Source organism: Citrobacter sp. Cb023 (genome assembly GCF_030336805.1).
Taxonomy (GTDB): domain Bacteria; phylum Pseudomonadota; class Gammaproteobacteria; order Enterobacterales; family Enterobacteriaceae; genus Citrobacter; species Citrobacter braakii.
Genome location: NZ_JAOWCV010000032.1, coordinates 53818 through 78353, shown reverse-complemented (window position 1 = coordinate 78353; position 24536 = coordinate 53818). Strand labels below are relative to the sequence as shown.

Below are 24536 nucleotides of genomic sequence, written 5' to 3'. Positions count from 1 at the left end.
TACTGTTAATTTATACAGTATTTATCTATAATGTCTCGGTACGCAATGTGTTATGCGGGGGGCCGCATCGTAAACCGGCGCATCAAAGTCCTGGCTGAAACGGGTGGTGCCGTCAGCGCCTTAACCCCCGTGTGAGCACACTGTGTTATGTCAACAAAGGTGCTGGCAACAGGCAGCGGCGAGGTACGTCAGCACCGTGCTCCTTGTACCAAAAGGAGAGCGTATGAGCATCGTGGATATCGCTATTCTTATCCTCAAACTCATTGTTGCAGCACTGCAACTACTTGATGCCGTTCTGAAATACGTTAAGTAATTCGGATTCAAGTCGCACCTAAGGGGAGCGGGTAACACTCCGCTCCCCTTTCACCTTCTCCCTGGTGCTTGTCTCGCGCCAATATGTTACGTTTTTATGACATTCTCAGGGAAGAACGCCACCATGACGCTTTCTGTTTTCTGCATTTTGCTGTTTGCCGCGCTGCTGCATGCCAGTTGGAATGCCATTGTTAAAGCTGGAAACGATAAACTGTACTCGGCGATTGGCGTCAGCGGCTCCGCGGCGATTATGGCATTGATCTGCTTACCCTTCGCGCCTCAGCCTTCCACCGCCAGCCTGCCGTTTTTGGCCGTCTCAACCGCGTTGCAAGTGGTTTATACGGTCCTGGTCGCCAAAACCTATCAGGTTTCGGATATGAGTCAGACCTATCCTCTGATGCGTGGGACAGCACCGCTGCTGGTTGCGATTATCAGCGTCTTGTTCCTTGGCGATAGCCTGTCTGTGTTTGCCTGGGTGGGGATTGCTACGATCTGTCTGGCCATTCTCGGCATGGCATTTAACGGACGCAGCAGCTCACAACGCGGGATCGTACTGGCGCTCATTAACGCCTGCTTTATCGCCGGTTACACGCTGGTTGATGGCACCGGCGTACGCTTATCAGAAACCGCGCTCGGTTATACGCTGTGGACCTTCTTTCTGAACGGTTCCTGTCTGCTGGGCTGGGCGATGATCGCCCGGCGCCGGGAAGCGTCACGCTATCTGGTACAGCAGTGGAAGAAAGGTATTCTGGGCGGGATTGGCACGATGGGTTCTTACGGTCTGGCGCTGTGGGCCATGACCCAGGCTCCGTTGGCGGTGGTCGCAGCGCTGCGTGAAACCTCCATTCTGTTTGGCGCTCTGCTCGCCTGGCTACTGCTGAAAGAAAAGGTTGCCGGAATACGCCTTGTCGCGGCCGCCGGTATTGCCGTAGGCGCTGTCTTACTTCGCTTGTCATAATCGCGCCGTAAAGCCGATGCAATCCGGCAACATTTGTTGCCGCTTTTTGTTTACATTTCCTGCCGTTCATCGCGTAAACATTCCAGCCCACTATCTGGCCTTCTTTTTCTGTTGTGGTAGATTCCACGCGCATTTACGGGAATGTACAGCACCTTATTCTTCTTTTTTCTCTTTTTTAAAAGTAATCAGCGAAATGAAAAGGCATAGAAGCGTCAATTTGTTGTTGATGTTGGTATTACTGGTGGCGGTAGGTCAGATGGCGCAAACCATTTATATCCCCGCGATTGCTGATATGGCGCGTGAACTGAACGTTCGCGAAGGAGCGGTGCAAAGCGTAATGGCCGCCTACCTGCTGACCTACGGCCTGTCACAACTGTTTTACGGCCCACTTTCCGATCGCGTTGGCCGCCGTCCGGTGATCCTCGCCGGAATGTCTATTTTTATGCTGGCCACGCTGGTCGCGATTACCACCCACAGCCTGACGGTACTGATTATCGCCAGTGCAATCCAGGGCATGGGCACAGGCGTCGGCGGTGTAATGGCGCGAACCTTACCGCGCGATCTGTACGAAGGCACGCAGCTGCGCCACGCGAATAGTTTGTTAAACATGGGGATTCTGGTGAGTCCGCTGCTGGCCCCGCTGATTGGCGGCATGCTGGATACCCTGTGGAACTGGCGCGCCTGTTACATTTTCCTGCTGGTTCTGTGCGCGGGCGTCACGTTTAGCATGGCGCGCTGGATGCCAGAAACGCGTCCTGCGGGCGCACCGCGTCCACGCCTTATCGCCAGCTATAAAACGCTGTTTGGTAACAGTTCTTTCACCTGTTACGTGCTGATGCTGATCGGCGGCCTGGCGGGCGTTGCGGTCTTCGAGGCCTGCTCCGGGGTATTGTTGGGCGCAAGGCTCGGTTTAAGCAGCATGGTGGTCAGTATCCTGTTTATTCTGCCCATCCCGGCGGCATTTTTCGGCGCCTGGTTCGCCGGTCGCCCGAATAAGCGTTTCTCGACGCTGATGTGGCAGTCGGTTATCTGCTGTCTGGTAGCCGGTTTAATGATGTGGATCCCGGGTCTGTTTGACGTGATGAACGTCTGGACGCTGCTGATTCCCGCCGCACTATTTTTCTTCGGTGCCGGGATGCTGTTTCCGCTGGCAACCAGTGGCGCAATGGAGCCTTTCCCATTCCTGGCAGGCACTGCCGGTGCGCTGGTTGGGGGATTACAGAATATTGGTTCCGGCGTGCTGGCGTGGTTTTCTGCAATGCTGCCGCAGACCGGGCAAGCCAGTCTGGGCCTGCTGATGACCCTTATGGGACTGTTGATTTTTGTTTGCTGGCTTCCGCTGGCGTCACGCGTGTCGCATCAGGGGCAGGCGGTTTAAGCGTATGATGGCCCGGCTTATCGCCGGGCTTTTCGCATTCAGGCACGATCATCGTCGTCAGTAACGGTACCAGCGCCGGACGCCAGGCGCCTTCCTCGCCATCATAAAACTGCGTATCCGCATTGATAGCATAGGGAATTTTCGCTTTTTTCAGTTCGCACGCCATAAATTGGGCAAACGCCATTTGCGAGGCAGAAGGCGCGTTCCTGATGGTTTCTCCTGGCGACCAGCCTCCCACCCAACTGACATGACCCGTTTTCTGCTGCCAGTGAATGGCGGTATTGATACGAGCGCGAATAGCGGCCTTTTCTGCCGCTGTGCCTGAGGTCCACGGATATTTACCGTTATTTTTCAGCGGCCCCCACGGAAAAATATGCCATTGAGCCAGCACGGTATTCTGACTTTGCGGCGGCAGTTTCAGGTCAGGCAAATCTTCCGGCGCGGCGCGTAGTCGCGGCGCGATAAAAATCATCCGCTGCGGGTCGATGGCATGGACAGTACGAATGGTTTTGTCATACACCCGATTGAGCGATACCTGATTATGGTTGAGCTTATCAGAGGGTTCGTATATCAGGTCGAAACCCAGCAACGGCGAGCTTTGACCAAAGTAATGCGCCACCGCCACCCACCAGTTAACCACCTCTTTTTCGTTACCGGTACTGGGATCTTTTTTATATTCGTCAGCCTGATAGGCAATTATCGGGATCACGCCATACTGCTCGCAGGCTTCCACCAGCTTGCGCAGATGTATAAGCCGCGCCTCCGTAGGCTCTCCCGCCACGCGAATGCGCACGTGGGTTAACCCTTTCGCCTTGTAATCCCGCACCACCAGCGGATCGAATTCACGAATACCCCGATCGGTGCGCGCCCAGTCTACGTCCATCCCAACGCCAAGCTGCTGCGCATACTGCGCCGCGGTCAGCACAGGTTGCGCGGCACACACGGTGGCGCTGGCTAACAGTAAAAGGGAAACTATCGGCTTTAACACGGTCGTCCTTACGCAAATCATCAGGAGTGATATCACGTATTTAGCATGCTTTTTCACTTTGCGTGTAGCGAGAAAGCGTAAAAAATATTCGCGGCCCGCTTATTTAACCTGTTCCTGAAGCCAGCGAATAAACGCCTCGATTTTCGGCCACTGTCTGCCAGGAAGGGTAGTGATGTAGTAGTGCTGATGGCATTTCAGCGCCATATCGCCAAAAGGCGCAACCAGCTCTCCGCTGTCGAGGCGTTTTTGCACCAGCCGCTTTCGGCCCATCGCCACGCCGATATGATTCATCGCCGCAATCACCGCCAAATCAGAACGATCGAAGCCAATTCCCGACGATGTCGGCAGATTCACCGAAAAATGCTGCGCCCAACTGTGCCATTCATCGGTCCCGGAGTCGTTACTCCACGCCTGTCTGTCATGCAGCAACGTACAGTGCGGTAAATTCACCAGCGAACCGGTAAGGTCATGGCGGCGAGCGTAGTCCGGGCTGCATACCGGCAGGATCTCTTCATCCATCAGGAAGTGGTGCGTGAGCTGCGCGGAGGGCGCGTCGTCAAAATAGATGGCCAGATCGACCCCGGCACGCTGCAGATTGACGTTGTCGTTCCCGGTCAGCATGGTCAGCGAAATCGACGGATAGCGACGGGTAAAGTCGCCGAGCGCCGGAACCAGCCAGCACTGAGCGATAGAAGGCCGTGAGTACACGGTGAGGGTCCCGGACAACTCCTGATTTTTAATATCAAGGATTTCCTGATTCAGCGTATCCAGCGATGATTTCAGCGCCCAGAACACGCGCTTGCCCTCGTGGGTGAGTTCCACTTTACGATGCGAACGAACAAACAGCTGAATACCCAGCTCATCTTCCAGCTGATTAATGCGATGGCTGACAGCGCTGGGGCTTAGTGACAGCTCATCTGCCGCCAGCGCAAACGACTGGTGCCGGGCCGCCACTTCAAAGGTATACAGCTTTGACAACTGCCAGCCGTTGAGCAGCCGATTTCTGACCTCGCGTAAGGGATCCATGTTCACCTCCTGTCCTCCTGATTCATTCGCCGGAGTGTAAAAAAGTTCGCTGCAAAAATCAGCACAAAGATGAATCAAGGTGAACCATATCGCATAAACAAAGCGTAATTAGACGTAAATCACCTACTTGATGCAATCTGGCTCATGTGAAAGGGGATTTATATCGTTTGTCAGACCATGCCTTATTTTTGTCCAATAACCCTATATTAATCACAGGGCAAGGTGAGTTATGCACTCTCAAATCTGGGTTGTGAGCACGCTGCTGATAAGCATCGTGTTAATCGTTTTGACCATCGTGAAGTTCAAATTCCACCCGTTTCTGGCGCTGCTGTTAGCCAGCTTCTTCGTGGGTACGATGATGGGTATGGGGCCGCTGGATATGGTCAATGCCATTGAGAGTGGCATCGGCGGTACGCTGGGCTTCCTCGCCGCGGTTATCGGTCTTGGGACCATTCTTGGCAAAATGATGGAAGTGTCCGGCGCGGCCGAACGTATCGGCCTGACGCTACAGCGCTGTCGCTGGCTTTCCGCTGACGTCATTATGGTACTGGTCGGGCTGATTTGCGGGATCACACTGTTTGTTGAAGTCGGCGTAGTGCTGTTGATTCCTCTGGCCTTTTCAATTGCCAAAAAAACCAATACCTCGCTACTGAAGCTGGCGATTCCGTTATGTACAGCGCTGATGGCGGTACACTGCGTCGTGCCGCCGCATCCAGCCGCCCTGTTCGTGGCGAACAAGCTGGGCGCGGACATTGGCACCGTGATTGTCTACGGCTTACTGGTGGGCTTAATGGCCTCGCTGATCGGCGGTCCGCTGTATCTGAAATTCCTCGGTAACCGTCTGCCGTTTAAACCGGTTCCGGCTGAGTTTTCCGACCTCAAGGTGCGCGACGAAAGTACGCTGCCATCGCTGGGCGCTACGCTGTTTACCGTACTGCTGCCGATTGGCCTGATGCTGGTAAAAACCGTCGCTGAGCTGAACATGGCGAAAGGCAGCACGGTTTATACGCTGTTGGAGTTTATTGGTAACCCGATCACCGCGATGTTTATTGCCGTTTTCGTGGCCTATTACATTCTCGGTCTGCGTCAGCACATTGGCATGGGTGCGCTGCTGACCCACACCGAAAACGGTTTTGGCTCCATTGCTAACATTTTGCTGATTATCGGCGCAGGCGGCGCATTCAACGCTATCCTCAAGAGCAGCGGACTGGCGGATACCCTCGCGCTGATCCTCTCGAACATGCATATGCACCCGATTCTGCTGGCTTGGCTGGTGGCGTTAATCCTGCATGCTGCGGTGGGCTCTGCCACGGTGGCGATGATGGGCGCGACGGCAATCGTGGCCCCGATGCTGCCGCTCTACCCCAACGTTAGCCCGGAGATCATCGCCATTGCCATCGGTTCCGGCGCGATTGGCTGCACGATCGTCACCGATTCCCTCTTCTGGCTGGTGAAGCAGTACTGCGGCGCCACCCTAAATGAGACGTTCAAATATTATACGACCGCGACATTTATCGCGTCCGTTATTGCACTGGTTTGCACATTCCTGCTTTCCTTTATTATCTAAGCGCAAAGAGACTGACTATGGAAAACATTCAAACACTTATCGCCCAGCATCCTTTAGTGGAAGATCTGGTCGCTCTCAAGGAGACGACCTGGTTTAACCCTGGCACTACCTCTCTTGCGGAAGGTTTACCGTATGTTGGCCTGACAGAGCACGATGTTGAGGATGCCCACGCTCGTCTGACGCGCTTCGCGCCGTATCTGGCGCAGGCATTCCCGGAAACCGCAGCCACCGGCGGCATTATCGAATCCGAACTGGCCGCGATCCCAACGATGCAAAAGCGGCTGGAAAAAGAGTATGGGCAGCGCATCAACGGCGAAATTCTGCTGAAGAAAGACAGCCATCTACCGATTTCCGGCTCAATTAAAGCGCGTGGCGGTATTTATGAAGTGCTAACCCACGCGGAAAAACTGGCGCTGGATGCCGGTCTGCTGACCACACAAGACGATTACAGCATTCTGCTTTCGCCTGAGTTTAAACAGTTCTTCAGTCAGTACAGCATCGCCGTAGGCTCCACTGGCAACCTTGGGATGTCGATCGGCATTATGAGCGCCCGTATCGGCTTTAAGGTGACGGTTCATATGTCTGCCGACGCTCGCGCATGGAAAAAAGCCAAACTGCGCAGCCACGGCGTGACGGTCGTGGAGTATGAAGAAGATTATGGCGTGGCGGTTGAGCAGGGCCGTAAGGCGGCACAGTCCGATCCGAACTGTTTCTTTATCGATGATGAAAATTCCCGCACGTTGTTTTTAGGTTATGCGGTCGCCGGCCAGCGTCTGAAGGCGCAGTTCGCGCAGCAGGGGCGCGTGGTGGATGCCGACCATCCGCTGTTTGTTTACCTGCCGTGCGGCGTCGGCGGTGGGCCTGGCGGGGTGGCGTTTGGCCTGAAGCTGGCATTCGGCGATAACGTGCACTGCTTCTTCGCAGAACCGACCCATTCACCGTGCATGCTGCTGGGGATTTATACCGGGCTGCACGATACGATTTCTGTGCAGGACATTGGTATCGATAACCTGACAGCGGCTGATGGGCTGGCGGTGGGCCGCGCGTCCGGCTTTGTTGGCCGAGCAATGGAACGTCTGCTCGACGGTCTGTACACCCTGGACGATCAGACTATGTACGACATGCTGGGCTGGCTGGCGCAGGAAGAAGGCATTCGCCTTGAGCCGTCGGCGCTGGCCGGGATGGCCGGTCCGCAGCACGTTTGCGCTTCTGCTGACTATCAGCAAATGCACGGCTTCAGCGCGGAGCAGCTCAATAACGCCACCCACCTGGTGTGGGCGACCGGCGGCGGCATGGTGCCGGAAGCCGAAATGGCGCAGTATCTGACCAAAGGACGTTAAACGCCGCTGAACTTAACGCAGCATCGCCATCAGTTCCATCGGTGAGCGATGTTGCTTCAGAAGGTCACGCATCACGCGCATATGCGGCGCGGTATGATTGAAGAAAGCGCTGTATCCGCCGCAAATCGCACTCTTTCCACTGCTGTCGCGATGCTTTGGGCAATCACCATGGCAAAAGCGTAATAGCGAACACGCCTGGCATTCCGCGCTCAGCGTGGTTCTCTTGGACTGACCAAACGCCGCTGCCCTCGGGCTGGCGTTGAGCTCACTCAACGACGTGCGATGAATATTACCCAGGCGAAAATCAGGGTGAACATAGTGATCGCACTGATACAAATCGCCATTCGCTTCCAGAGCAAAAGCATGTCCGCAGGTGGAGCTTAGCGAACACATCTGCGCCGGGTGTCCGCACCATACGCCCAGAGTTGAATCAAATAACTGGACGAATACGCGGCCAATATCTTCTCTGACCCAGATATCAAAGACGGAATTCAGGAAGGTTCCCCACGCCTGAGGCGGGACGGATTCGGCGGTAAGCTCGCCTTCGTCATCATATTCAACCAGCGGAATGAACTGCAAAAAAGGTGTGCCAAGCTGGCGAAGGTAGCGATACATCAACTCAGGTTGCTGGCTGTTCAGAGAATTAACCACTACCAGCAGATTGAACTCCACCTGATGCTTACGGAGCCTGGCAATGGCGTCCACCACCTTATGGTGAGTCGGTTTTCCGCTGCGGTTAACACGATAAGCATCGTGCAACTCGGCGGGGCCATCCAACGAAATCCCCACCAGCCAGCCGTTATCGTGCAAAAACTGACACCATTCGTCGTTGAGCAAAATCCCGTTGGTCTGGAACGCGTTATGGATTTTCTTCCCTTCCCCGTACTGTTTTTGCAACGTCACTACGCGGCGAAAAAAGTCGATGCCACAGAGGGTTGGCTCTCCGCCCTGCCAGGCGAACATCACGTCAGCCCCCGGCTGTGCGGTGATATGCTGACGAATAAACGTCTCTAAGGTGGCGTCATCCATTTCGGGTTGAGTGGGTTTATCGATGTAAAAACAGTAACGACAATCCAGGTTACAACGAGAGCTGGCTGGTTTGGCCATGACCTGACATCCTGTCATGCTAAATTCCCGATAAACGCAATAAGTTGGCGGACATGCGTTACAGCAAACAGTATTGCGAGGGATAACACCGCGAGGGAGATCATAAATTTGTCACGCACCGCGCGAGATTCAGAAAAATCGCTATGCGTAACATCCATCAGATTACGGCTGCGGGTATAGCGCCACAGAACGATTGCCACCAGCGCCAGCACCACAATTGAAACCCAAAACAGGAAGCCCGCCTGATGCCAGTTGTGCTTCAGCGCCAACGCCATTAGCGCGCCATAACCCAGAAGCGTACGAAACCAGGCCAGCGATGTTCGCTCCGGTTGTAACCCCGGATCGGCGATACGTCGCGACTTACGGCTATCCGGCATACAGCACCAGTCCCATGACAATCACCGCGACGATCAACAAAATCAGACTGATGATTAACAGGCTATGGGTATAGGGCAAATCCTCTTTCAGGCGCATCGCCCTCTCATTACGCAGCCAGCGCAGGTAGCCATAAATCGCCAGACCACCGGCAAACAGGCACAGCAACAGCGCCAAAAGCTCACGAATTACCGGCGTGGCAAAATCCGGAGCCAGTTGGTCGAGACCAACCCCCGCCGCCAGAAATCCCAGCGCGGTACGGATCCACGCCAGAAAGGTACGCTCATTTGCCAGTGAGAAGCGGTAATCCGGGGCTTCTCCAAGGCGGGAAATTTTCATTCAAACTCCTCTGGCTGTCATTGCCGGATGGCGGCTAATGCCTTATCCGGCCGACAGGTAAGTGCAAATATGAGTATCTGCGCCAATTGGCATTGTAGTCAGAACTTCTGCTTTTTCTCCTCCACTTTTACGCCCTGGGTTGGTAAACCGGTGTCGTAATCGCGTACCACCGGAGAATAGCCGTCTTGCGGGCGCGGGCGAAAAGCACCCATCCAGCGCGGTACGGCGTCAGGACGCCAGGGACGCAAACTCCAATGATAGGTGCGGAATGGATCGCGGATTTTATCCATATAGTCCAGCAGCGCGTCGTGCATCTGGCAGCGAACATCGGCTAATTGCGGCGAATCTATCTGGTTGTGTAGCTCATCGGGATCGTTTCGTCTGTCGTAAAGCTCATCACTGGTAAACAGGTTCAGCACCAGCTTCCAGTCATCCGTCACCCAGCAACGTACCGGTATAAATCCGCCAAAACTGTCATGTTCAATCTCATAACGATTGAACTCCACCATCACACCGCGTGGTTTTTCAACGGTAAGGATGTTTTCACCCGGCAGGATTTGTGGCTTCTCAATACCCGCCAGCGCCATCATCGTCGGCAGCAGATCGATATGGCTGACCGGCGTGTCTACCTGCATGGATTCTCCCTGAGGCGAGCGCATAATCAGCGGAATTCGCGTGATGTCGTCATACATCGCTGCCCCCTTACTGATGAGCTTATGCGCCCCCATCATCTCGCCATGATCGGAGGTGTAAATGACCCAGGTGTTGTCCCGCTGCATGGGCGTTAAGGTATTAATAACCCGGCCAATCTGGTCATCGACAAAGTCGTTGCAGGCAAAATAGAGCGGATGGTGATAGCGCCCATCATCACCTACCGGCGAAGGCATCGCTTCAGACCAAAGACGATGATGTTCAGGTTTGTTACTCAAAGAGTCGTGCGCCTTCATCCCCAGGTCATAATAAAAATCCTGATATTTCTGCAGATACTCCACGGGACAGGTAAACGGGTGATGCGGCTCGTCGTAGGAAACTACCATCAGGAAGGGTTCTTCATCACGTGCAGGGTGGCGGAGGAAATCAATCGCCCGGTTACTGATGCGGTGCGCCCAGGTAAAGGTTTCATTGATATTGTTAGCCAGCAAATCCTCCACGCTGTTCAGACCGTTACGCCACAAACCGATCTCTTTGTCCGTCAGTTCCGCGAGGTAATTTGCCCCGTCATACCAGTAGTCAGCATCCCATTCGGGCGGGCACTCGCCGGTACCAAAGTAATCGTGCCCGTCGAGATGCCACTTGCCGATGTAGCAGGTGTGATAGCCCGCATCCTTAAAATAGCGTCCCATGGTGGAGATATTTTTCCCCGGCGCGACGTTATTGGTCCACGGGCCGGACTGGTTGGCATAAATCCCGGTAAACAGCCCAGCGCGGGCCGGAGTGCACACCGGTGAGCAGGTATAAGCAGAATTGAAGCGAATACCTTCCGCCGCCAGGCTATCAATGTTATTGGTATTCAGCGAGTTACCACTATAACAGCCGACCATATTGGTCGCCTGAGTATCAGTCATAATGAACAGGAAATTAGGGCGGGTCATGCTTTATCCTTAGCGTCAGAGACAGAAAGTGCAGTGGCCAAACGACGCGTCTGCCAGGTGCTGTAAATTAAATACATCATCACTGCCGCCGTAATTGAGTAGCAGAGAATCGTCAGCCATTGGGTGTTGTACCCTCCAAACTGCGCCAGTCCAGCATAGACGCCGAGCATCGCGGTCAGGATACCGACAGAGGCAAGTTTGGCGTTTTTCCACGGCTTCATGTCTACCGCAAAAGCATCATGGAATTTAAACGGCGTCGCACGCGGCTTGATAATGCCGATAACCAGCATCACCACCACGTTGATGCAGAAGGTACAGGCCAGTACGTAAAGGAAGTGAAAGTCGAACTTCACCAGATAATTAATGGTGATGTAGCTGACGATACCGAGTCCCATAGCGACTTTCGCTGCCAGCGCAGGAATGCGCGGGAAAAAGAATCCCATGATGATGATGGTCACCAACGGCACGTTATAAATACCGTTGAGCTGTTTCATCCAGCTGTAGAGTCCTTCCGGTGCATTAGCGATCCACGGTGCTACCAGCACGGAAATTACCGCGATAAAGAATCCGAACTTACGCCCAACCCGAACCAGCTGTTCCGGTTGGGCGTGTTGATTAATAATCCGCCGATATATTCCCATGCTAAATAAGGTACTGGCGCTGTTTAAAAATCCATTGAATGTACTGATTACCGCGCCGAATAAAACGGCACCGAAAAACCCCACCAAAGGGACAGGAAGCACGTTATTTACCAGTGTCGGATATGCCATATCCGCCTTTGGCAGATCCTGGTATAGATGAAAAGCAATTAAACCTGGTAATACCAGCATCAGTGGATCGAGCATTTTCAATACCGCTGTGAGCAATGCTCCTTTCTGCCCTTCGGCGAGGCTTTTGGAAGCCAGCGTACGTTGTACGATGCCCTGATTAGTACACCAGTAGAAGGTATTCACCAGAATCAAACCGGTAAAGGCTGCACCTATCGGCAGCGGATCGTTCGCTCCACCAATTGAGTTTAATTTCTCCGCATGTACGGTGGTCAGTTGCTCAACACCTTGTAAAAAACTGCCTTTTCCCATCGCAATCAGGCCGAACACGGGGACCATCAATCCACCAATCACCAGCCCTATACCATTGATAGAATCGGCCACCGCCATCGCACGTAAACCGCCGATCACCGCATAAATAATCCCGGCAAGGCCCAGCAAAATAACCAGTAACCAGATTGCTGCGCCCTGAGAAATATTCAGCGATTCACCGATGTGAAAAAGGCTATTCAGCGCCAGCGCCCCTGAATAAAGCACAATCGGCAGGAAGCAGACGCCAGTGGCAATAAGAAAGCAAAAATCGATAATGATTCGCGTGGTTTTATCGTAACGCTCTTCCAGAAAATCTGGGATCGTAGCGATACCACGTTGCAGATAGCGAGGTAGAAAAATCAGCGCCAGAAAGATAAGCGTCACCGCAGAGGTGACTTCCCAACCCATAACCGACATTCCGCTTTTGTAAGCCTGACCAGACAGACCAACCAACTGTTCGGTTGAAAGGTTAGTTAACATCAATGACGCGGCAATCACCGGCGCTTTCAATGAACGCCCGGCAAGAAAATACCCTTGTTGCGATCCGGTATCCGTTTTACGTACCTTCCACCAGGTGATTAGCGCCACCAGCAGCGTAAAGCCCACAAAGCTCAGAATTTGTAGCGTATTCATCTCATAGCCCTTATTTTTCATTATGTCCCGGCAGCTGTAGGGGGAATGCAAGGTAATGTGCGCCGGGTCAGGCAGTCAGATTTCTTAAAATAAAAACGTCATATCCCTGAACAGATTTTTTCTGTTAAGTTCAGGTTGTGGGCATAATTCTCCGGTGGGAAATTAAAATGAATGGAAAGATGCAAATTTCGCATGTAAAAAACGAAACTACGTACAATATTCCCCTGTTGATTCATGAAAGTGTGATCTCCAGCGGGATTTCATTGATCTCGCTGTGGCACACCTATGCCGACGAACATTATCGGGTTATTTGGCCACGTGATAAGAAAAAACCGCTGATTGCTAATTCATGGGTTGCAGTCTACACCGTCCAGGGCTGTGGAAAAATCCTTCTTAAAGGCGGTGAACAAATCACGCTTACCGGAAACTGTATAATCTTTTTAAAACCAACCGATATACAGTCTTATCACTGTGAAGGGTTGGTATGGGAACAATACTGGATGGAATTCACACCAACCAGCGTAATGGATATTCCGCTACGACAACAAAGCATTATTTATAATGGTGATATTTATAATCAGGAGCTGACCGAAGTTTCGCGATTAATTACATCCCCAGACTCAATAAAAAATAATCTGGCAGTCGCCTTTCTCACAAAAATAATTTATCAATGGATTTGTCTTATTTACGCCGAAGGTAAAAAAGACCCACAGCGAATACAGATTGAAAAACTGATTGCCACTCTACATGCCAGTCTACAAAAACGGTGGAGCGTGGCGGATATGGCAGCCACTATCCCCTGTAGCGAAGCCTGGCTACGTCGTCTTTTTTTACGCTATGCCGGAAAAACACCGAAAGAATACTATCTGGATGCGCGGCTGGAACTGGCGTTATCGCTGTTAAAGCAAGAGGGAAATACGGTCGGGCAGGTCGCTGATATACTTAACTTCTTTGACTCGTTTCATTTCAGCAAGGCGTTTAAACACAAATTTGGCTATGCGCCGTCGGCGGTATTGAAACATGCGGACCGGCACCCAGAGGATGCCGGTCAACTGGGTTAGCGCAGTTCCGGCCAGTACTCTTTGTTAGCGTCGATCAAATCATCCAGAATCGCTTTAGCTACAGACGCACTCGGCACGGTTTTCGACAGGGTGATAGCCTGCCACAAACGCTGGTAAGAGCGGTGCTCCCAGGCATCGACCACCAACTTCTCAACCGCCACCTGCTGGCTCATCAACCCTTTCTGGAACTGCGGGATATCCCCCACCGTCAGCGGCTCCGGGCCGTTATGCCCCACCAGGCATGGGATCTCGACCATCGCTTCATCATCAAAGTTATGAATCGCACCATTATTTGGCACAATCAGCAGCATCCGCTCCTGAGTGTTAAAGGCGATGGCCGCCGCCAGATCGACAATGTAGGAAGCATGTTCGTCAATCTCCAGTTCACCGGCCGCAGAATGGCCCGCCTCAATAATGGCCCGGCAGGAACCGAACACCTGTTTTTCGCGGTGATCCATAACCTCGTTGGCACGGGTACGCTGCGGATTGGAGTGCTGGACCACGTAATCCGGGAACAGATAGTATTTCAGGTAGGTATTTGGCATGGTGTCCGGATCCAGCGCCTGCACATCCTTCGCCTTAGCGAAGGTATCGTTCCAGCTCGCCTCCGTATGCGGGTCGTTCGATGGCGGCACATAACCATGCTTCGCCACGTATTCACGCAGCTTCGGCATCAAATCGTTACCCTGGAGATCTTCAATTGATGTCCACCAGCCAAAGTGGTTCAGCCCGTAGTAGCGCACGCGCATCTGTTTACGATCTTTAAGGCCGACGATCTGCGCCATCCGTCCTTCAATACCGATGGGCATATCGCAAATATTGAGGATTTTCGCATTTGGACGCAGTCTACGCGTGGCTTCAGCCACAATTGCCGCCGGGTTAGAGTAGTTAAGCATCCAGGCGTTTGGTGAATATTTTTCCATATAATCCACCAGTTCCAGCACACCGCCAATAGATCGCATGCCGTAGGCAATCCCGCCCGGCCCACAGGTTTCCTGGCCTAACACCCCGTGACGTAATGGGATTTTCTCGTCTTGTTCACGCATTGGGTATTTACCCACGCGGATATGTGCCATCACAAAATCAACATCGGTAAACGCAGTTTTGGGATCGGTGGTGTAACTAAACTCTATCTCCGGCGCCTGCTCTTTGAGGATGATTTTACACGCCTCGGCAATCACCTCCTGACGCGCGCCATCGTTGTCATAAAATTTCAGCGCACGAAGCGGGAAACGGTCCTGATTTGCCAGCAACATCAGCACGATGCCCGGCGTAAAGGTACTACCACCACCTGCGATAACCACTGAGAATTTTTTCATGATACTGCCTCCGTCATGGGGATCTGTTCGTTTGATAAAGTAGATTTCATTAGCGTTTCGAGCTGGTCGCGTACCTGAGGGACGTGTAAACCAACAATGACCTGAATACCATTGCCGCGACGCACAACACCGTGTGCACCCAGCGCTTTGAAGACGTCATCGCTTTGCGTTTTCGCCATGTCGTGAAGCGCAATCCGCAGGCGAGTGGCGCAGTTATTAATACTTCCGATATTGCCTGCGCCGCCTAACGCTTGCAGAAAACCGGCCGCCTGTCCCAGTTTGGTGTCTGGCGTAGCGGCGGTGGTTTGCCCACGCGCGGCTTTATAGTCAGCTTTGGTGTAGAGTTTGATTTCGCTGTCTTCCCGGCCCGGCGTTTTCAGGTTGAAGCGCAGGATCAGCGCGCGGAAGATGGTGAAATAGATCGCGGTAAAGGCCAGGCCAATCGCTATCTGGGTGAACATCATTCCGGCATGGTTGTGGAACATTGGGATCCAGTTTTGCGGTAAGAACTGGTCAAGCAGGCCGCCACCCATATTGCCTACCACGCCGCAGAGATACATTACCGTCGCCATGGAGGCCGCCAGCACGGCGTGTACCGCAAACAGCAAGGGTGAGATAAACAGGAAGGTGAACTCCAGCGGTTCGGTAATCCCAACCAACACAGCCGTTAGCGTAGCGGGGATCAATAATCCCGCCACCTTCACCCGGTTTTCCGGAGAGGCAGTGAAGTAAAGCGCCAGAGCAATACCTAATGAACCAAAGATTTTCGAATTGCCGTGCAGAGCAAAACCCCCTTCCGGGAACAGCGTTTTCAGCGACTCTGTGCTTTGGCTGAATTCCTGCAAGTGCTGCGCCCAGTAGACCTGGATGCCGCCTTCCACCGCCGCAGGGCCGAAGATAAATGGACCATAGACGAAGTGATGCAGCCCGGTCGGAATCAAAATACGCTCAAGGAAGGTATAAACCCATACCCCCAGCGCACCCGCAGAACGCAGAAAAGCTTGCAGAGATTCAATCCCCATCTGCACCTTTGGCCAACCCAGCAGCGTCAGCCAGGCACAGGGAATCATCACCAGGAAGGCAATGATCACCACAAACGATGTTCCCTGAAAAATACCGAGAAATACTGGCAAGGGTTTGTCGAAATAACGGTTATGCAAGGCAGTAACAATACCGGAAATGACAATGGCGCCGATGATGCTGGTATCAAGTGTTTTAATCCCGGCCATCATCGTTAAGCCGCTACCTGCCGTCGGGTCTGCGCTAAAATCCACGCCGAAGAAATCTCCCCAGGTCATGCCCATGGCATTGATGAAGTAATTCCACGTAAGAAAGCTGACCAGTACTGCCAGACAAGCGCGCCCCTGAGCCTGTTTCGCCAGACCGATCGGCAGACCAACGGCGAAAATCAGCGGCATATTGCGAAATACCGTCCAGCCACCTTCTTCGATGATATGAACGATTTGTGCGAACAAACTGTTGGGATCGGTAAGCGCTTCACCCACAAACAGCGGGTTGCGCAGCATAATAGCGATACCGACGACGATACCGGCAAAGGGAAACAGCAGCACCGGGGTGAACATCGCGCCGCCAAAGCGTTGTATTTGACTGAGCATTTTCACATCCTCATATAACAACCAGTAGGGGAGAGGCCTTTTTTGTAGTGATTGCTGGCCTGATACGAGAATAGAAAGTTGCGATCCTTCAGACATGGCATGCCGCTGCGATTCGTGATCGCTTTCATGGTTTTAATTTCGGCAATGAGGTCTACTTTTTAAGTAAAAGTTAGACATCAAAAGGTTTATCGTGCAGTAATTAAAAGAAAAAAGAGGTCTGGTAGTGATCTACAAATCAATTGCGGAACGACTACGAATTCGCCTGAATTCGTCTGATTACAACATCGGTAGCCCGTTGCCTGGTGAAAAAAAGCTTGCCCAAGAGTTCGCGGTTTCACGAATGACGATCCGTAAAGCAATTGATATGTTGATTGGCTGGGGATTGGTCGTACGCCGTCATGGGAGTGGAACTTATGTGGCGCGCAAAGATGTCCATCATGAAACCACAAACCTTACCGGACTGGCGGAAGTACTGAAGCGACAAGGGAAAGAGGTCACCAGTGAAGTACTGGTATTTGAAGTGATGCCCGCACCACCAGCAATTGCCAGCCAACTGCGTATCCAGATTAATGAACGCATCTACTTCTCACGTCGCGTTCGCTATGTGGACGGCAAGCCGCTGATGCTTGAAGACAGCTACATGCCGGTAAAATTATTCCGTAATTTATCGCTGGCGCATCTGGAAGGGTCAAAATTCGATTACATCGAGAAAGAGTGCGGAATAACTATCAGCGGCAACTATGAAAGTCTGACTCCCGTTCTTGCCGATAAGCAGCTTTCCGCGCAGATGAACGTACCTGAACAGACGCCATTGCTGCGGATTACCTCACTGTCCTACAGCGATAGCGGGGAGTTTTTGAATTATTCGGTGATGTTCAGAAACGCCAGCGAGTACCAGGTGGACTACCACTTACGGCGCGTCCACCCAGACTCAGCCTGACTAACCCATCCCCCAAAAAATCACCGCCAGCAGTTGCGGCGTGATAATTCGCAGGAACATCACCAGCGGATAAACGGTCGCATACGACAGCGCCGCTGCCCCGCTGGTGGCATGCAGGTTGTTAGCAAATGCCAGTGCAGGCGGATCGGTCATTGAGCCAGCCAGCATTCCGCACAGCGTGAGGTAGTTCATTTTGACGAAAATCCTCGCCAGCAGCCCCACGGTAATCAGCGGAATCGCGGTGATGAAAATACCGTAACCCACCCAGCTCAGGCCATCCCCCTGCGTCAGGGTATGAACAAAATCACCGCCTGACTTCAGACCAACCACTGCGAGAAACAGCACGATACCCAACTCTCGCAGCGCCAGGTTAGCGCTGGGGGGCATAAACCAATACAACTTACCGATGCTGCCAATACGCCCCAGGATCAACGCCATAATCAGCGGCCCACCGGCCAACCCCAGTTTAAGCGCCACCGGGAACCCAGGAATGAACAGCGGGATTGAACCCAGCAGAACACCCAGCCCGATCCCGATAAATACCGGCAGCATCTGCACCTGCTGCAGTTTTTGCTGGGCGTTACCCACCACATTAGCAACAGCATCAATCGAGGAAGGTCGACCGACCAGATTGAGGATGTCGCCAAACTGCAGACTGGCGTCGCTGCTGGCTACCAGCTCAACCCCCGCACGGTTCAGACGGGAGATAACCACGTCGTATCGTTCTTTGAAACGCAGGTCGCGGATTCGTTTCCCCAGCACCTGTTCGTTGGTCACCACCACGCGCTCAACGCGTAAATCGGTGCCTCGCGTCGACAGCGATGTGTCCACCTCCTGCCCAATCACCACCTGCGCGTTGTGCAGATCAGCAGGCTGACCAACCAGGTGTAGCAGGTCGCCCATCTGGATAATCGTCCCCGGCGACGGCACCATCAATGTTTCTTCACGTTTCAAACGTGAGCAGATGATTTTGTCGCTGTTCAGGATTGGGACATCCTGAATCGCCATATTGTTGAGGTTCGGGTTTTCCACACGGATATTCATCGTCTGAATCAGCGCGTGTCCGTTGGTCAGCGTGGATTCATGCTGATGGGCTTCGGCATCGACGTTAACGCGAAAAATAAGGCGCATCAGCCACATAGTGAGCAAAATACCGCAGATACCAAAAGGATAAGCCATGGCATAGCTCATCCCCATCTGATCCACCACATCAACAGGAGTACCCAGATCGCGCAGAATCTGCTGCCCCGCGCCTAACGCCGGAGTATTGGTGACCGCACCGGAAAAAATGCCCAGCACCACGGGAAGGGGAATGGCAAAAATCTTATGCAGGATCGCGGTGACCAGGCCACCCATGATAACAATCAGCACGGCAAACAGATTCAGCCGTAGGCCCGAAACGCGCAGTGACGCAAAAAAGCCCGGCCCCACCTGAATACCAATGGTGTAGACGAAAAGAATCAGGCCAAATTCCTGAATAAAATGCAGCATGTCGCCGCTCAGGGTCATCCCTGCCTGATCGACAAAATGCCCGACAATAATACCGCCGAACAGCACGCCTCCGATGCCAAAACCAACACCACGTATTTTTATGTTGCCGATCCATAATCCGACAACTGCCACCATTGCCAGAACGCTGACCGTCAATGCTATATCACTCATTTTCCTGTTCCCTGTGAATAACATTTTATTTAACGAAGATTATGACTGAACCGTTCAGGCATGAATGCAGAGTGGCGCACATTATCATGCTACAAAGCGCCCAGGAGCGCTTGAGAAGGGCGTTCTTTACTGTTTTTCTTCACGTCGATTTGAAATTGCTGAATGCTTTTTTCTGGCAATGGCAGCTCTTCCGGCATCCTGCCCTCCCAGATCATAGTTTCATGTGGGCTGAGGCACAAAAAAGCCCCGTCATTTCTGGCGGGGCAAAGGCATGGAGCTATTTAACTGTCTAATGCGGGACGTTCGCTGATGGCGATACGTTGTGGAGCGATGGTTTCAGGTTCATTCCGGGTCAAATCGATATGCAGCAAGCCGTTAGTGAAGCTTGCGCCGGAGACTTCCATATTTTCAGCCAGCGTAAAGCTCAGGCTGAACGGCTGAGTGACCAGCCCCTGATGCAACCATTTGGTCTCTTTTTCCGGCTGCTGCGGCGTACCTTTCACGGTCAGGCGCGTGCCTTCCAGTTGAATATCCAGATCTTCCTGGCGGAAACCGGCTAACGCAAGGGTAATGCGGTAGTGGTTATCATCGCTCTTTTCGATGTTATAAGGCGGGAAGCTCTGGCTTTCGCCCGTGTTTTGCAAGGCATTGGCCAGTTTGTCAAAACCGATCCATTGACGCAGCAGTGGGGATAAATCGTAGTTACGCATAATAATCTCCTTCTAAGAAGCGAGTAAGTACCTTTTGGCTCCCTGACGGCAAGCCGATTGCTTAACAGGGCCGCCTGAAGCGGCCCACAGAATTAGTTGATTTCGATGCGGCGCGGCTTGTTCGCCTCGGGAATCACGCGTTCGAGATCGATATACAGCAGACCATTCACCAGGTTCGCGCCGCGAACATGAATGTTCTCCGCTAACTGGAACTTACGTTCGAAGTTGCGCTCGGCAATCCCCTGATACAGGTAAGTACGTTCTTTTTGATCGTCCGCATGGGCGCCTTTCACCACCAGCAGATTGTCCTGGGCAGTAATTTCCAGTTCGCTTTCAGCAAAACCAGCAACGGCAATCGCAATTCGGTAATGGTTTTCGTCTACCAGCTCAACGTTATACGGAGGGTAGCCGCCATTGCTCTGGCCCTGATTGTTTTCCAGCAGGTTAAACAGGCGATCAAAACCAATAGCAGAACGGTACAGCGGGGATAAATCAAAGTTACGCATAATCAATAGCTCCTGAAATCAGCGAGAATAATAGACCTTCCATCATGGACAGGTCAGGTAGCCAGGACACCCATCAGGCATGCCCTTCATTTGTCTACACTCTAAAAATGGGTCTTAATACAAACTTTTCAAGCGTATTCATCTGACTTTTTTTGCAGTTTGTTGTCTATTGCATACACTGGTGTGAGCAGTTGTTATCGTTAAATCGCGATAGCCGCCACAGTGTGACGAAATGGTGATGTTATTTTCGCAACGGATCGCTTTAACTCACCATGCAAACACAATAAATACAGATGAAAAAAATGATGATAAAAAAAATGTTGGTAACACTGACAATGTGCAGCGGGATGGCGTTTGTGAGCGGCTGTTCCAGCATTATGTCGCATACCGGAGGCAAAGAAGGGACGTATCCTGGCACGCGCGCCAGCGCCACAATGATTAGCGAAAGTGATACAAACTGGGGAACCAAGTCACTGGCGATTCTGGATATGCCGTTTACCGCAGTACTGGATACAGTATTACTTCCGTGGGATCTCTTTCGCAAAGATAACTCGGTGAGATCCCGTGTAGAAAAAAGCGAGGAGAGAACGCAGGCCACGAACGCCGTTATCCCTCCGGCTGAAATGCCTGCTCCTTAAGTTAACGCCCTGTCTCTGTTACCCACAGCTGGCGGAAACCCTCGACGTCTTCCATCCACGCAACCTGTCGACCATCAGGAGAGAAGATGATCGCATCGCCCGATGGTGGGTTGCCGTGACGGTCCGTTAGAAAATCAACCTCTCCCGTCTGAGCATCACAACAAGCAATTTTGTTATCCAGTACAAACCCCAGCCATTTCCCTGAAGGATGCCAGTTGAATGCTGACTGAATATCCGTGGCGCAGCGGGTAAGCTGACGCGGTTCCCCTCCTTGTGGGGAAATCAGCCACAGTTGCACAATGCCGACGTCATCACGCATTAAAAACGCAATATCAGATGCCTTTGGATTACTGCGCACCCAATGGCGCGGCTGATTTACCAGACCGGGAAAGGCGCGCGCATGAGTAAACGTCAGGCGGCGTTGATTAATACCGAATGGCGGCGCAGGCATTGTTGCCTCAGTGCCCTCCAGCGGAGCGTCGCCCGGCTGTTTCCAGCCGCTTTCATCCTGTGGTAAATCAACAATAAATAACTCCGGCACTTTCTCGTCCGTGACTGATAACGTATCACCGATAAACGCCAGTCTGTTTTCCCCTACCCAGCCCTCTTCATAGGCGCGGTTAATCTCATCGCTACCCGGTTTAGGCGTGGGTGTCGTCTGGGTTACCAGCACGCACCAATGGCTCCCGCTGTACTCACGGGGATGCTGCGCGGAGACCGTCACCGGACCATAGGGCGCAGCCACACCGACATTGCGTAAATCCAGCGCCGGTGAGCGCTCATGCAGCACATGGTCGTTATAGGTGAAACTGACAAACTCGCCGCTCGGGCTAAATACATGTACATGACTACCGCCGCGCAGCGCGCCCGGCGTATATGGGGCGGTAATATCCATCGCATCCAGATTCTCCACTTTTGCCTGCGTAGCTATCACCCCACGCCGATGATGGAAGTCGTAATGCCATGTTTCATCAGGATTTTCAGGCCCATGAATAAACACATATTTTTCCAACTTTGGATGAACGGTCACCACGCCAACGTGCGATCCCTGCATGGCCCGATAAATCACCTCCAGCTCGCCAGTATGAATATTGACGCGCTCAATTGTGTCGCCGGTAAAAGAGGCACCGGAAGGGCGCACATCAAAGACCAGCCACTGGCTGTCCGGTGTCCAGGTATTGATATTGGTAAGCTGATGATTACGCGGCGTAAAGGTGATTTGCTTCATGGAATGCCCTGATACAAGACGATTTCAGCAATCATACTTCACAAGCACTTCACTTTCAGGCTTTAGCGTATCGCCATCTTCATTTTTGCGGACAGAAAGATGGAACATTTTGACGTAGCCATTATCGGATTAGGCCCGGCAGGCGCAGCGCTGGCGCGGCAGTTGAGTGGAAAAATGCGCGTGATCGCGTTGGATAAAAAACACCAGTGTGGCAACGAAGGTTTCACCAAACCCTGCGGCGGTCTGTTAGCCCCGGATGCCCAGCGTTCGTTTATCCGCGACGGGATAACCTTACCCGTTGATGTCATCGCTAACCCACAGATATTTAGCGTTAAAACGGTTGATGTTGCAGCCTCTTTGACGCGTAACTACCAGCGCAGCTACATTAATATCAACCGCCATGCTTTTGATTTATGGCTTAAATCTCTCATTCCTGATGATGTACAGGTGTACCACGACAGCCTGTGTCGGAAAATCTGGCGCGAGGGCAATAAATGGCATGTCATCTTCCGCGCCGACGGTTGGGAGCAGCAGATCACCGCGCGTTATCTGGTGGGAGCCGACGGCGCGAACTCACTGGTACGCCGTCATCTCTATCCCCGGCACCAGATCCGTAAATATGTTGCTATTCAACAATGGTTTGCGGAAAAGCATCCCGTCCCGTTCTATTCCTGCATTTTTGATAACGACGCAACCGACTGTTATTCCTGGAGTATCAGCAAAGATGGCTATTTTATCTTTGGCGGCGCCTACCCGATGAAGGACGGCCAGGCGTGCTTTGACGCGCTGAAAGCGAAAATGGAAGCGTTCCAATTTCAGTTCGGCAAACCGGTGAAAAGTGAAAAATGTACGGTGCTGTTTCCTTCACGCTGGAAAGACTTCGTCTGTGGCAAGGACAACGCATTTTTGATTGGCGAAGCGGCCGGTTTTATCAGCGCCAGCTCACTGGAGGGGATTAGCTATGCGCTGGACAGCGCGGAGGCGCTCAAATCTGTATTGTTGCGGGATGCACCAGATATGAATCACGCTTACCGCAAAGCCACCCGCAAGTTACGTCTCAAACTGTTTGGCAAGATCCTGAAAAGTCGGGCCCTGACGTCGGCGTTTTCCCGTAAATGGATAATGCGCAGCGGCGTGGCGCATATTCCTCAAGGTGACCACTCAGTATCACAACTAATTGCTGAAACAGGGCAAATGCGCCAAGGCATTTGCCCATAACATCTTATTTCAGCGCAAACTTCTCAATGGCATACGCGACGCCATCTTCAAGGTTAGATTTCGTCACAAAGTTGGCGATTTCTTTGACTGACCCAATAGCGTTGTCCATGGCAACGCCCACGCCTGCGTATTCAATCATCGCGATGTCGTTTTCCTGATCGCCAATCGCCATCACCTCTTCGGCTTTTATACCCAACGCATCGGCCAGCGATTTCACGCCAGTCCCTTTATTGACGCGTTTATCGAGGATTTCGAGGAAATACGGCGCACTTTTCAGCACGGTGTACTTCTCTTTTACTTCCGCAGGTATGCGTGAGATAGCTTTATCGAGGATCTCCGGCTCGTCAATCATCATCACTTTCAGGAACTGGGTTGCGGGATCCATTTTCTCGGCTTCACAGAACACCAGCGGAATCGTCGCAACAAACGATTCATGCACCGTGTAGTAGCTGATATCACGGTTCGCGGTATACAGGGTGTTGCGATCGAGAGCGTGGAAATGCGAACCAACGTCCCGGGAGAGCTGCTCCAGATAACGATAATCATCATAGCTCAGCGCGGTTTGCGCGACAGTACTGCCATCCCCTGCTTTCTGCACTAGCGCGCCATTGTAGGTAATGCAGTAGTCACCGGGTTCTTCCATATGCAATTCTTTCAGATAGCTGTGGACGCCGGCATACGGGCGCCCCGTGGTCAGCACCACATTTACGCCACGCGCGCGCGCTGCGGCAATCGCCGTTTTGACCGCGGGTGAAATGGTGTGATCGGGCAGCAGAAGTGTGCCATCCATGTCGATAGCAATAAGTTTGATAGCCATGAGTTCCCCGGATTAAATGAGTCCGTCCTCATGCTAACGCGATTCCGCTCAAAAAACAGCTACGAAAAGGGGGATAGAAAGGGGAATCGAGATTCCCCTTTTGCAGGACGGTTGTAGAGCTGGGTGC

At 52.6% G+C, this 24536-nt stretch carries 24 protein-coding genes and 1 other annotated feature; of the genes, 10 read left to right on the top strand and 14 right to left on the bottom strand.

Annotation, left to right across the window (positions count from 1 at the left end):
• Positions 1 to 223 precede the first annotated feature (223 nt).
• The 3 genes from tisB (at position 224) to emrD (ending at position 2648) form a co-directional block, all read left to right on the top strand.
• A complete protein-coding gene (gene tisB / locus OGW44_RS06825) occupies positions 224 to 313 on the top strand; it encodes a type I toxin-antitoxin system toxin TisB (RefSeq protein ID WP_047415705.1) in 90 nt (29 codons plus the stop codon).
• Between the two features lie 123 nt (positions 314 to 436).
• On the top strand, positions 437 to 1270 hold the full coding sequence (locus tag OGW44_RS06820; protein WP_016155051.1) for an EamA family transporter: 834 nt from the start codon (positions 437 to 439) through the stop codon (positions 1268 to 1270).
• A 193-nt stretch (positions 1271 to 1463) separates the two neighbouring features.
• Positions 1464 to 2648, top strand: coding sequence for a multidrug efflux MFS transporter EmrD (emrD, locus tag OGW44_RS06815; protein WP_046276195.1), 1185 nt, complete (start codon positions 1464 to 1466; stop codon positions 2646 to 2648).
• Here the strand turns inward: emrD and OGW44_RS06810 are convergent.
• Positions 2575 to 3657 carry a cellulase family glycosylhydrolase gene (locus OGW44_RS06810; RefSeq protein WP_185654894.1) on the bottom strand — a complete coding sequence of 361 codons (1083 nt, stop codon included), beginning with the start codon at positions 3655 to 3657 and terminating at the stop codon, positions 2575 to 2577. The genes emrD and OGW44_RS06810 overlap by 74 nt on opposite strands.
• Positions 3658 to 3735: 78 nt before the next feature.
• A complete protein-coding gene (gene dsdC, locus OGW44_RS06805) occupies positions 3736 to 4662 on the bottom strand; it encodes a DNA-binding transcriptional regulator DsdC (RefSeq protein WP_016155054.1) in 927 nt (308 codons plus the stop codon).
• A 229-nt stretch (positions 4663 to 4891) separates the two neighbouring features.
• On the opposite strand from dsdC, the gene dsdX reads away from it, so the two are divergent.
• Complete coding sequence (gene dsdX / locus OGW44_RS06800) at positions 4892 to 6229, top strand: D-serine transporter DsdX (protein ID WP_016157809.1); 1338 nt, start codon at positions 4892 to 4894, stop codon at positions 6227 to 6229.
• A gap of 17 nt (positions 6230 to 6246) precedes the next feature.
• On the top strand, positions 6247 to 7569 hold the full coding sequence (dsdA, locus tag OGW44_RS06795; RefSeq protein WP_137380535.1) for a D-serine ammonia-lyase: 1323 nt from the start codon (positions 6247 to 6249) through the stop codon (positions 7567 to 7569).
• 12 nt (positions 7570 to 7581) lie between these two features.
• On the opposite strand, the gene OGW44_RS06790 is transcribed toward dsdA, so the two are convergent.
• The 5 genes from OGW44_RS06790 to OGW44_RS06770 all read right to left on the bottom strand — a co-directional run bounded on the left by OGW44_RS06790 (position 7582) and on the right by OGW44_RS06770 (position 12694).
• On the bottom strand, positions 7582 to 8694 hold the full coding sequence (locus tag OGW44_RS06790) for an anaerobic sulfatase maturase (protein ID WP_158655794.1): 1113 nt from the start codon (positions 8692 to 8694) through the stop codon (positions 7582 to 7584).
• On the bottom strand, positions 8691 to 9053 hold the full coding sequence (locus OGW44_RS06785) for a DUF202 domain-containing protein (RefSeq protein ID WP_016155058.1): 363 nt from the start codon (positions 9051 to 9053) through the stop codon (positions 8691 to 8693). The genes OGW44_RS06790 and OGW44_RS06785 overlap by 4 nt, the downstream gene beginning before the upstream one ends.
• Positions 9043 to 9390 carry a YidH family protein gene (locus OGW44_RS06780; protein WP_016155059.1) on the bottom strand — a complete coding sequence of 116 codons (348 nt, stop codon included), beginning with the start codon at positions 9388 to 9390 and terminating at the stop codon, positions 9043 to 9045. Before OGW44_RS06780 ends, OGW44_RS06785 begins: the two co-directional genes overlap by 11 nt.
• A gap of 98 nt (positions 9391 to 9488) precedes the next feature.
• Positions 9489 to 10982 carry a sulfatase-like hydrolase/transferase gene (locus tag OGW44_RS06775; protein ID WP_185654893.1) on the bottom strand — a complete coding sequence of 498 codons (1494 nt, stop codon included), beginning with the start codon at positions 10980 to 10982 and terminating at the stop codon, positions 9489 to 9491.
• Positions 10979 to 12694, bottom strand: a complete 1716-nt coding sequence (locus OGW44_RS06770) for a solute:sodium symporter family transporter (protein WP_137380536.1) — start codon at positions 12692 to 12694, stop codon at positions 10979 to 10981. The genes OGW44_RS06775 and OGW44_RS06770 overlap by 4 nt, the downstream gene beginning before the upstream one ends.
• 167 nt (positions 12695 to 12861) lie before the next feature.
• On the opposite strand from OGW44_RS06770, the gene OGW44_RS06765 reads away from it, so the two are divergent.
• The gene (locus OGW44_RS06765) at positions 12862 to 13755 is read left to right on the top strand and encodes an AraC family transcriptional regulator (RefSeq protein ID WP_137352487.1); all 894 of its coding nucleotides are present in this window, start codon (positions 12862 to 12864) and stop codon (positions 13753 to 13755) included.
• On the opposite strand, the gene OGW44_RS06760 is transcribed toward OGW44_RS06765, so the two are convergent.
• Both OGW44_RS06760 and OGW44_RS06755 read right to left on the bottom strand, forming a co-directional pair.
• Entirely contained in the window at positions 13752 to 15074 is a 1323-nt protein-coding gene (locus tag OGW44_RS06760; protein WP_019078008.1) for a 6-phospho-alpha-glucosidase, read from the bottom strand. The genes OGW44_RS06765 and OGW44_RS06760 overlap by 4 nt on opposite strands.
• Positions 15071 to 16690 carry an alpha-glucoside-specific PTS transporter subunit IIBC gene (locus OGW44_RS06755; protein ID WP_046276200.1) on the bottom strand — a complete coding sequence of 540 codons (1620 nt, stop codon included), beginning with the start codon at positions 16688 to 16690 and terminating at the stop codon, positions 15071 to 15073. The genes OGW44_RS06760 and OGW44_RS06755 overlap by 4 nt, the downstream gene beginning before the upstream one ends.
• Positions 16691 to 16913: 223 nt before the next feature.
• On the opposite strand from OGW44_RS06755, the gene OGW44_RS06750 reads away from it, so the two are divergent.
• Positions 16914 to 17630 carry a GntR family transcriptional regulator gene (locus OGW44_RS06750; RefSeq protein ID WP_046276201.1) on the top strand — a complete coding sequence of 239 codons (717 nt, stop codon included), beginning with the start codon at positions 16914 to 16916 and terminating at the stop codon, positions 17628 to 17630.
• On the opposite strand, the gene OGW44_RS06745 is transcribed toward OGW44_RS06750, so the two are convergent.
• Positions 17631 to 19292: a putative transporter gene (locus OGW44_RS06745; protein WP_047415676.1), complete on the bottom strand. Its 1662-nt coding sequence runs from the start codon at positions 19290 to 19292 to the stop codon at positions 17631 to 17633. It lies immediately after the preceding gene.
• A gap of 71 nt (positions 19293 to 19363) precedes the next feature.
• On the opposite strand from OGW44_RS06745, the gene OGW44_RS06740 reads away from it, so the two are divergent.
• Positions 19364 to 19585, top strand: a complete 222-nt coding sequence (locus OGW44_RS06740; protein WP_185654892.1) for a hypothetical protein — start codon at positions 19364 to 19366, stop codon at positions 19583 to 19585.
• On the opposite strand, the gene ibpB is transcribed toward OGW44_RS06740, so the two are convergent.
• Both ibpB and ibpA read right to left on the bottom strand, forming a co-directional pair.
• A complete protein-coding gene (ibpB, locus tag OGW44_RS06735) occupies positions 19574 to 20002 on the bottom strand; it encodes a small heat shock chaperone IbpB (protein WP_003827096.1) in 429 nt (142 codons plus the stop codon). The genes OGW44_RS06740 and ibpB overlap by 12 nt on opposite strands.
• 92 nt (positions 20003 to 20094) lie before the next feature.
• Positions 20095 to 20508: a small heat shock chaperone IbpA gene (ibpA, locus tag OGW44_RS06730; protein ID WP_003023882.1), complete on the bottom strand. Its 414-nt coding sequence runs from the start codon at positions 20506 to 20508 to the stop codon at positions 20095 to 20097.
• Positions 20502 to 20574 (bottom strand) — a sequence feature (ROSE (Repression Of Heat Shock gene Expression) occurs in the 5'-region of heat shock genes and acts as an RNA thermometer to modulate expression.). It overlaps the preceding gene by 7 nt.
• A gap of 239 nt (positions 20575 to 20813) precedes the next feature.
• Here ibpA and OGW44_RS06725 point away from each other — a divergent pair.
• The gene (locus OGW44_RS06725) at positions 20814 to 21146 is read left to right on the top strand and encodes a YceK/YidQ family lipoprotein (RefSeq protein WP_165500175.1); all 333 of its coding nucleotides are present in this window, start codon (positions 20814 to 20816) and stop codon (positions 21144 to 21146) included.
• Position 21147: 1 nt separating this feature from the next.
• On the opposite strand, the gene OGW44_RS06720 is transcribed toward OGW44_RS06725, so the two are convergent.
• Positions 21148 to 22374, bottom strand: coding sequence for a YidR family protein (locus tag OGW44_RS06720; RefSeq protein ID WP_185654891.1), 1227 nt, complete (start codon positions 22372 to 22374; stop codon positions 21148 to 21150).
• Positions 22375 to 22473: 99 nt separating this feature from the next.
• Here OGW44_RS06720 and cbrA point away from each other — a divergent pair, with 99 nt between their 5' ends.
• Positions 22474 to 23592 (top strand): colicin M resistance lipid reductase CbrA, encoded by a 1119-nt coding sequence (gene cbrA, locus OGW44_RS06715; RefSeq protein ID WP_185654890.1) that lies wholly within the window; start codon positions 22474 to 22476, stop codon positions 23590 to 23592.
• A 4-nt stretch (positions 23593 to 23596) separates the two neighbouring features.
• Here cbrA and yidA read toward each other — a convergent pair whose 3' ends face one another.
• Positions 23597 to 24409 (bottom strand): sugar-phosphatase, encoded by an 813-nt coding sequence (yidA, locus tag OGW44_RS06710; RefSeq protein ID WP_016155065.1) that lies wholly within the window; start codon positions 24407 to 24409, stop codon positions 23597 to 23599.
• Positions 24410 to 24536: the final 127 nt, after the last annotated feature.

What these genes read in the sequence shown, in the direction of transcription:
- OGW44_RS06755 (WP_046276200.1), bottom strand. Translation starts at nt 16,690, where the DNA reads ATGCTCAGTCAAATACAACGCTTTGGCGGCGCGATGTTCACCCCGGTG.
- OGW44_RS06770 (WP_137380536.1), bottom strand. Translation starts at nt 12,694, where the DNA reads ATGAATACGCTACAAATTCTGAGCTTTGTGGGCTTTACGCTGCTGGTG.
- yidA (WP_016155065.1), bottom strand. Translation starts at nt 24,409, where the DNA reads ATGGCTATCAAACTTATTGCTATCGACATGGATGGCACACTTCTGCTG.
- dsdA (WP_137380535.1), top strand. Translation starts at nt 6,247, where the DNA reads ATGGAAAACATTCAAACACTTATCGCCCAGCATCCTTTAGTGGAAGAT.
- emrD (WP_046276195.1), top strand. Translation starts at nt 1,464, where the DNA reads ATGAAAAGGCATAGAAGCGTCAATTTGTTGTTGATGTTGGTATTACTG.
- cbrA (WP_185654890.1), top strand. Translation starts at nt 22,474, where the DNA reads ATGGAACATTTTGACGTAGCCATTATCGGATTAGGCCCGGCAGGCGCA.
- ibpA (WP_003023882.1), bottom strand. Translation starts at nt 20,508, where the DNA reads ATGCGTAACTTTGATTTATCCCCGCTGTACCGTTCTGCTATTGGTTTT.
- OGW44_RS06790 (WP_158655794.1), bottom strand. Translation starts at nt 8,694, where the DNA reads ATGACAGGATGTCAGGTCATGGCCAAACCAGCCAGCTCTCGTTGTAAC.
- OGW44_RS06760 (WP_019078008.1), bottom strand. Translation starts at nt 15,074, where the DNA reads ATGAAAAAATTCTCAGTGGTTATCGCAGGTGGTGGTAGTACCTTTACG.
- dsdX (WP_016157809.1), top strand. Translation starts at nt 4,892, where the DNA reads ATGCACTCTCAAATCTGGGTTGTGAGCACGCTGCTGATAAGCATCGTG.
- tisB (WP_047415705.1), top strand. Translation starts at nt 224, where the DNA reads ATGAGCATCGTGGATATCGCTATTCTTATCCTCAAACTCATTGTTGCA.
- OGW44_RS06775 (WP_185654893.1), bottom strand. Translation starts at nt 10,982, where the DNA reads ATGACCCGCCCTAATTTCCTGTTCATTATGACTGATACTCAGGCGACC.
- OGW44_RS06820 (WP_016155051.1), top strand. Translation starts at nt 437, where the DNA reads ATGACGCTTTCTGTTTTCTGCATTTTGCTGTTTGCCGCGCTGCTGCAT.
- OGW44_RS06765 (WP_137352487.1), top strand. Translation starts at nt 12,862, where the DNA reads ATGAATGGAAAGATGCAAATTTCGCATGTAAAAAACGAAACTACGTAC.
- OGW44_RS06725 (WP_165500175.1), top strand. Translation starts at nt 20,814, where the DNA reads ATGATAAAAAAAATGTTGGTAACACTGACAATGTGCAGCGGGATGGCG.
- dsdC (WP_016155054.1), bottom strand. Translation starts at nt 4,662, where the DNA reads ATGGATCCCTTACGCGAGGTCAGAAATCGGCTGCTCAACGGCTGGCAG.
- OGW44_RS06745 (WP_047415676.1), bottom strand. Translation starts at nt 19,292, where the DNA reads ATGAGTGATATAGCATTGACGGTCAGCGTTCTGGCAATGGTGGCAGTT.
- OGW44_RS06785 (WP_016155058.1), bottom strand. Translation starts at nt 9,053, where the DNA reads ATGCCGGATAGCCGTAAGTCGCGACGTATCGCCGATCCGGGGTTACAA.
- ibpB (WP_003827096.1), bottom strand. Translation starts at nt 20,002, where the DNA reads ATGCGTAACTACGATTTATCCCCACTGCTGCGTCAATGGATCGGTTTT.
- OGW44_RS06810 (WP_185654894.1), bottom strand. Translation starts at nt 3,657, where the DNA reads ATGATTTGCGTAAGGACGACCGTGTTAAAGCCGATAGTTTCCCTTTTA.
- OGW44_RS06720 (WP_185654891.1), bottom strand. Translation starts at nt 22,374, where the DNA reads ATGAAGCAAATCACCTTTACGCCGCGTAATCATCAGCTTACCAATATC.
- OGW44_RS06780 (WP_016155059.1), bottom strand. Translation starts at nt 9,390, where the DNA reads ATGAAAATTTCCCGCCTTGGAGAAGCCCCGGATTACCGCTTCTCACTG.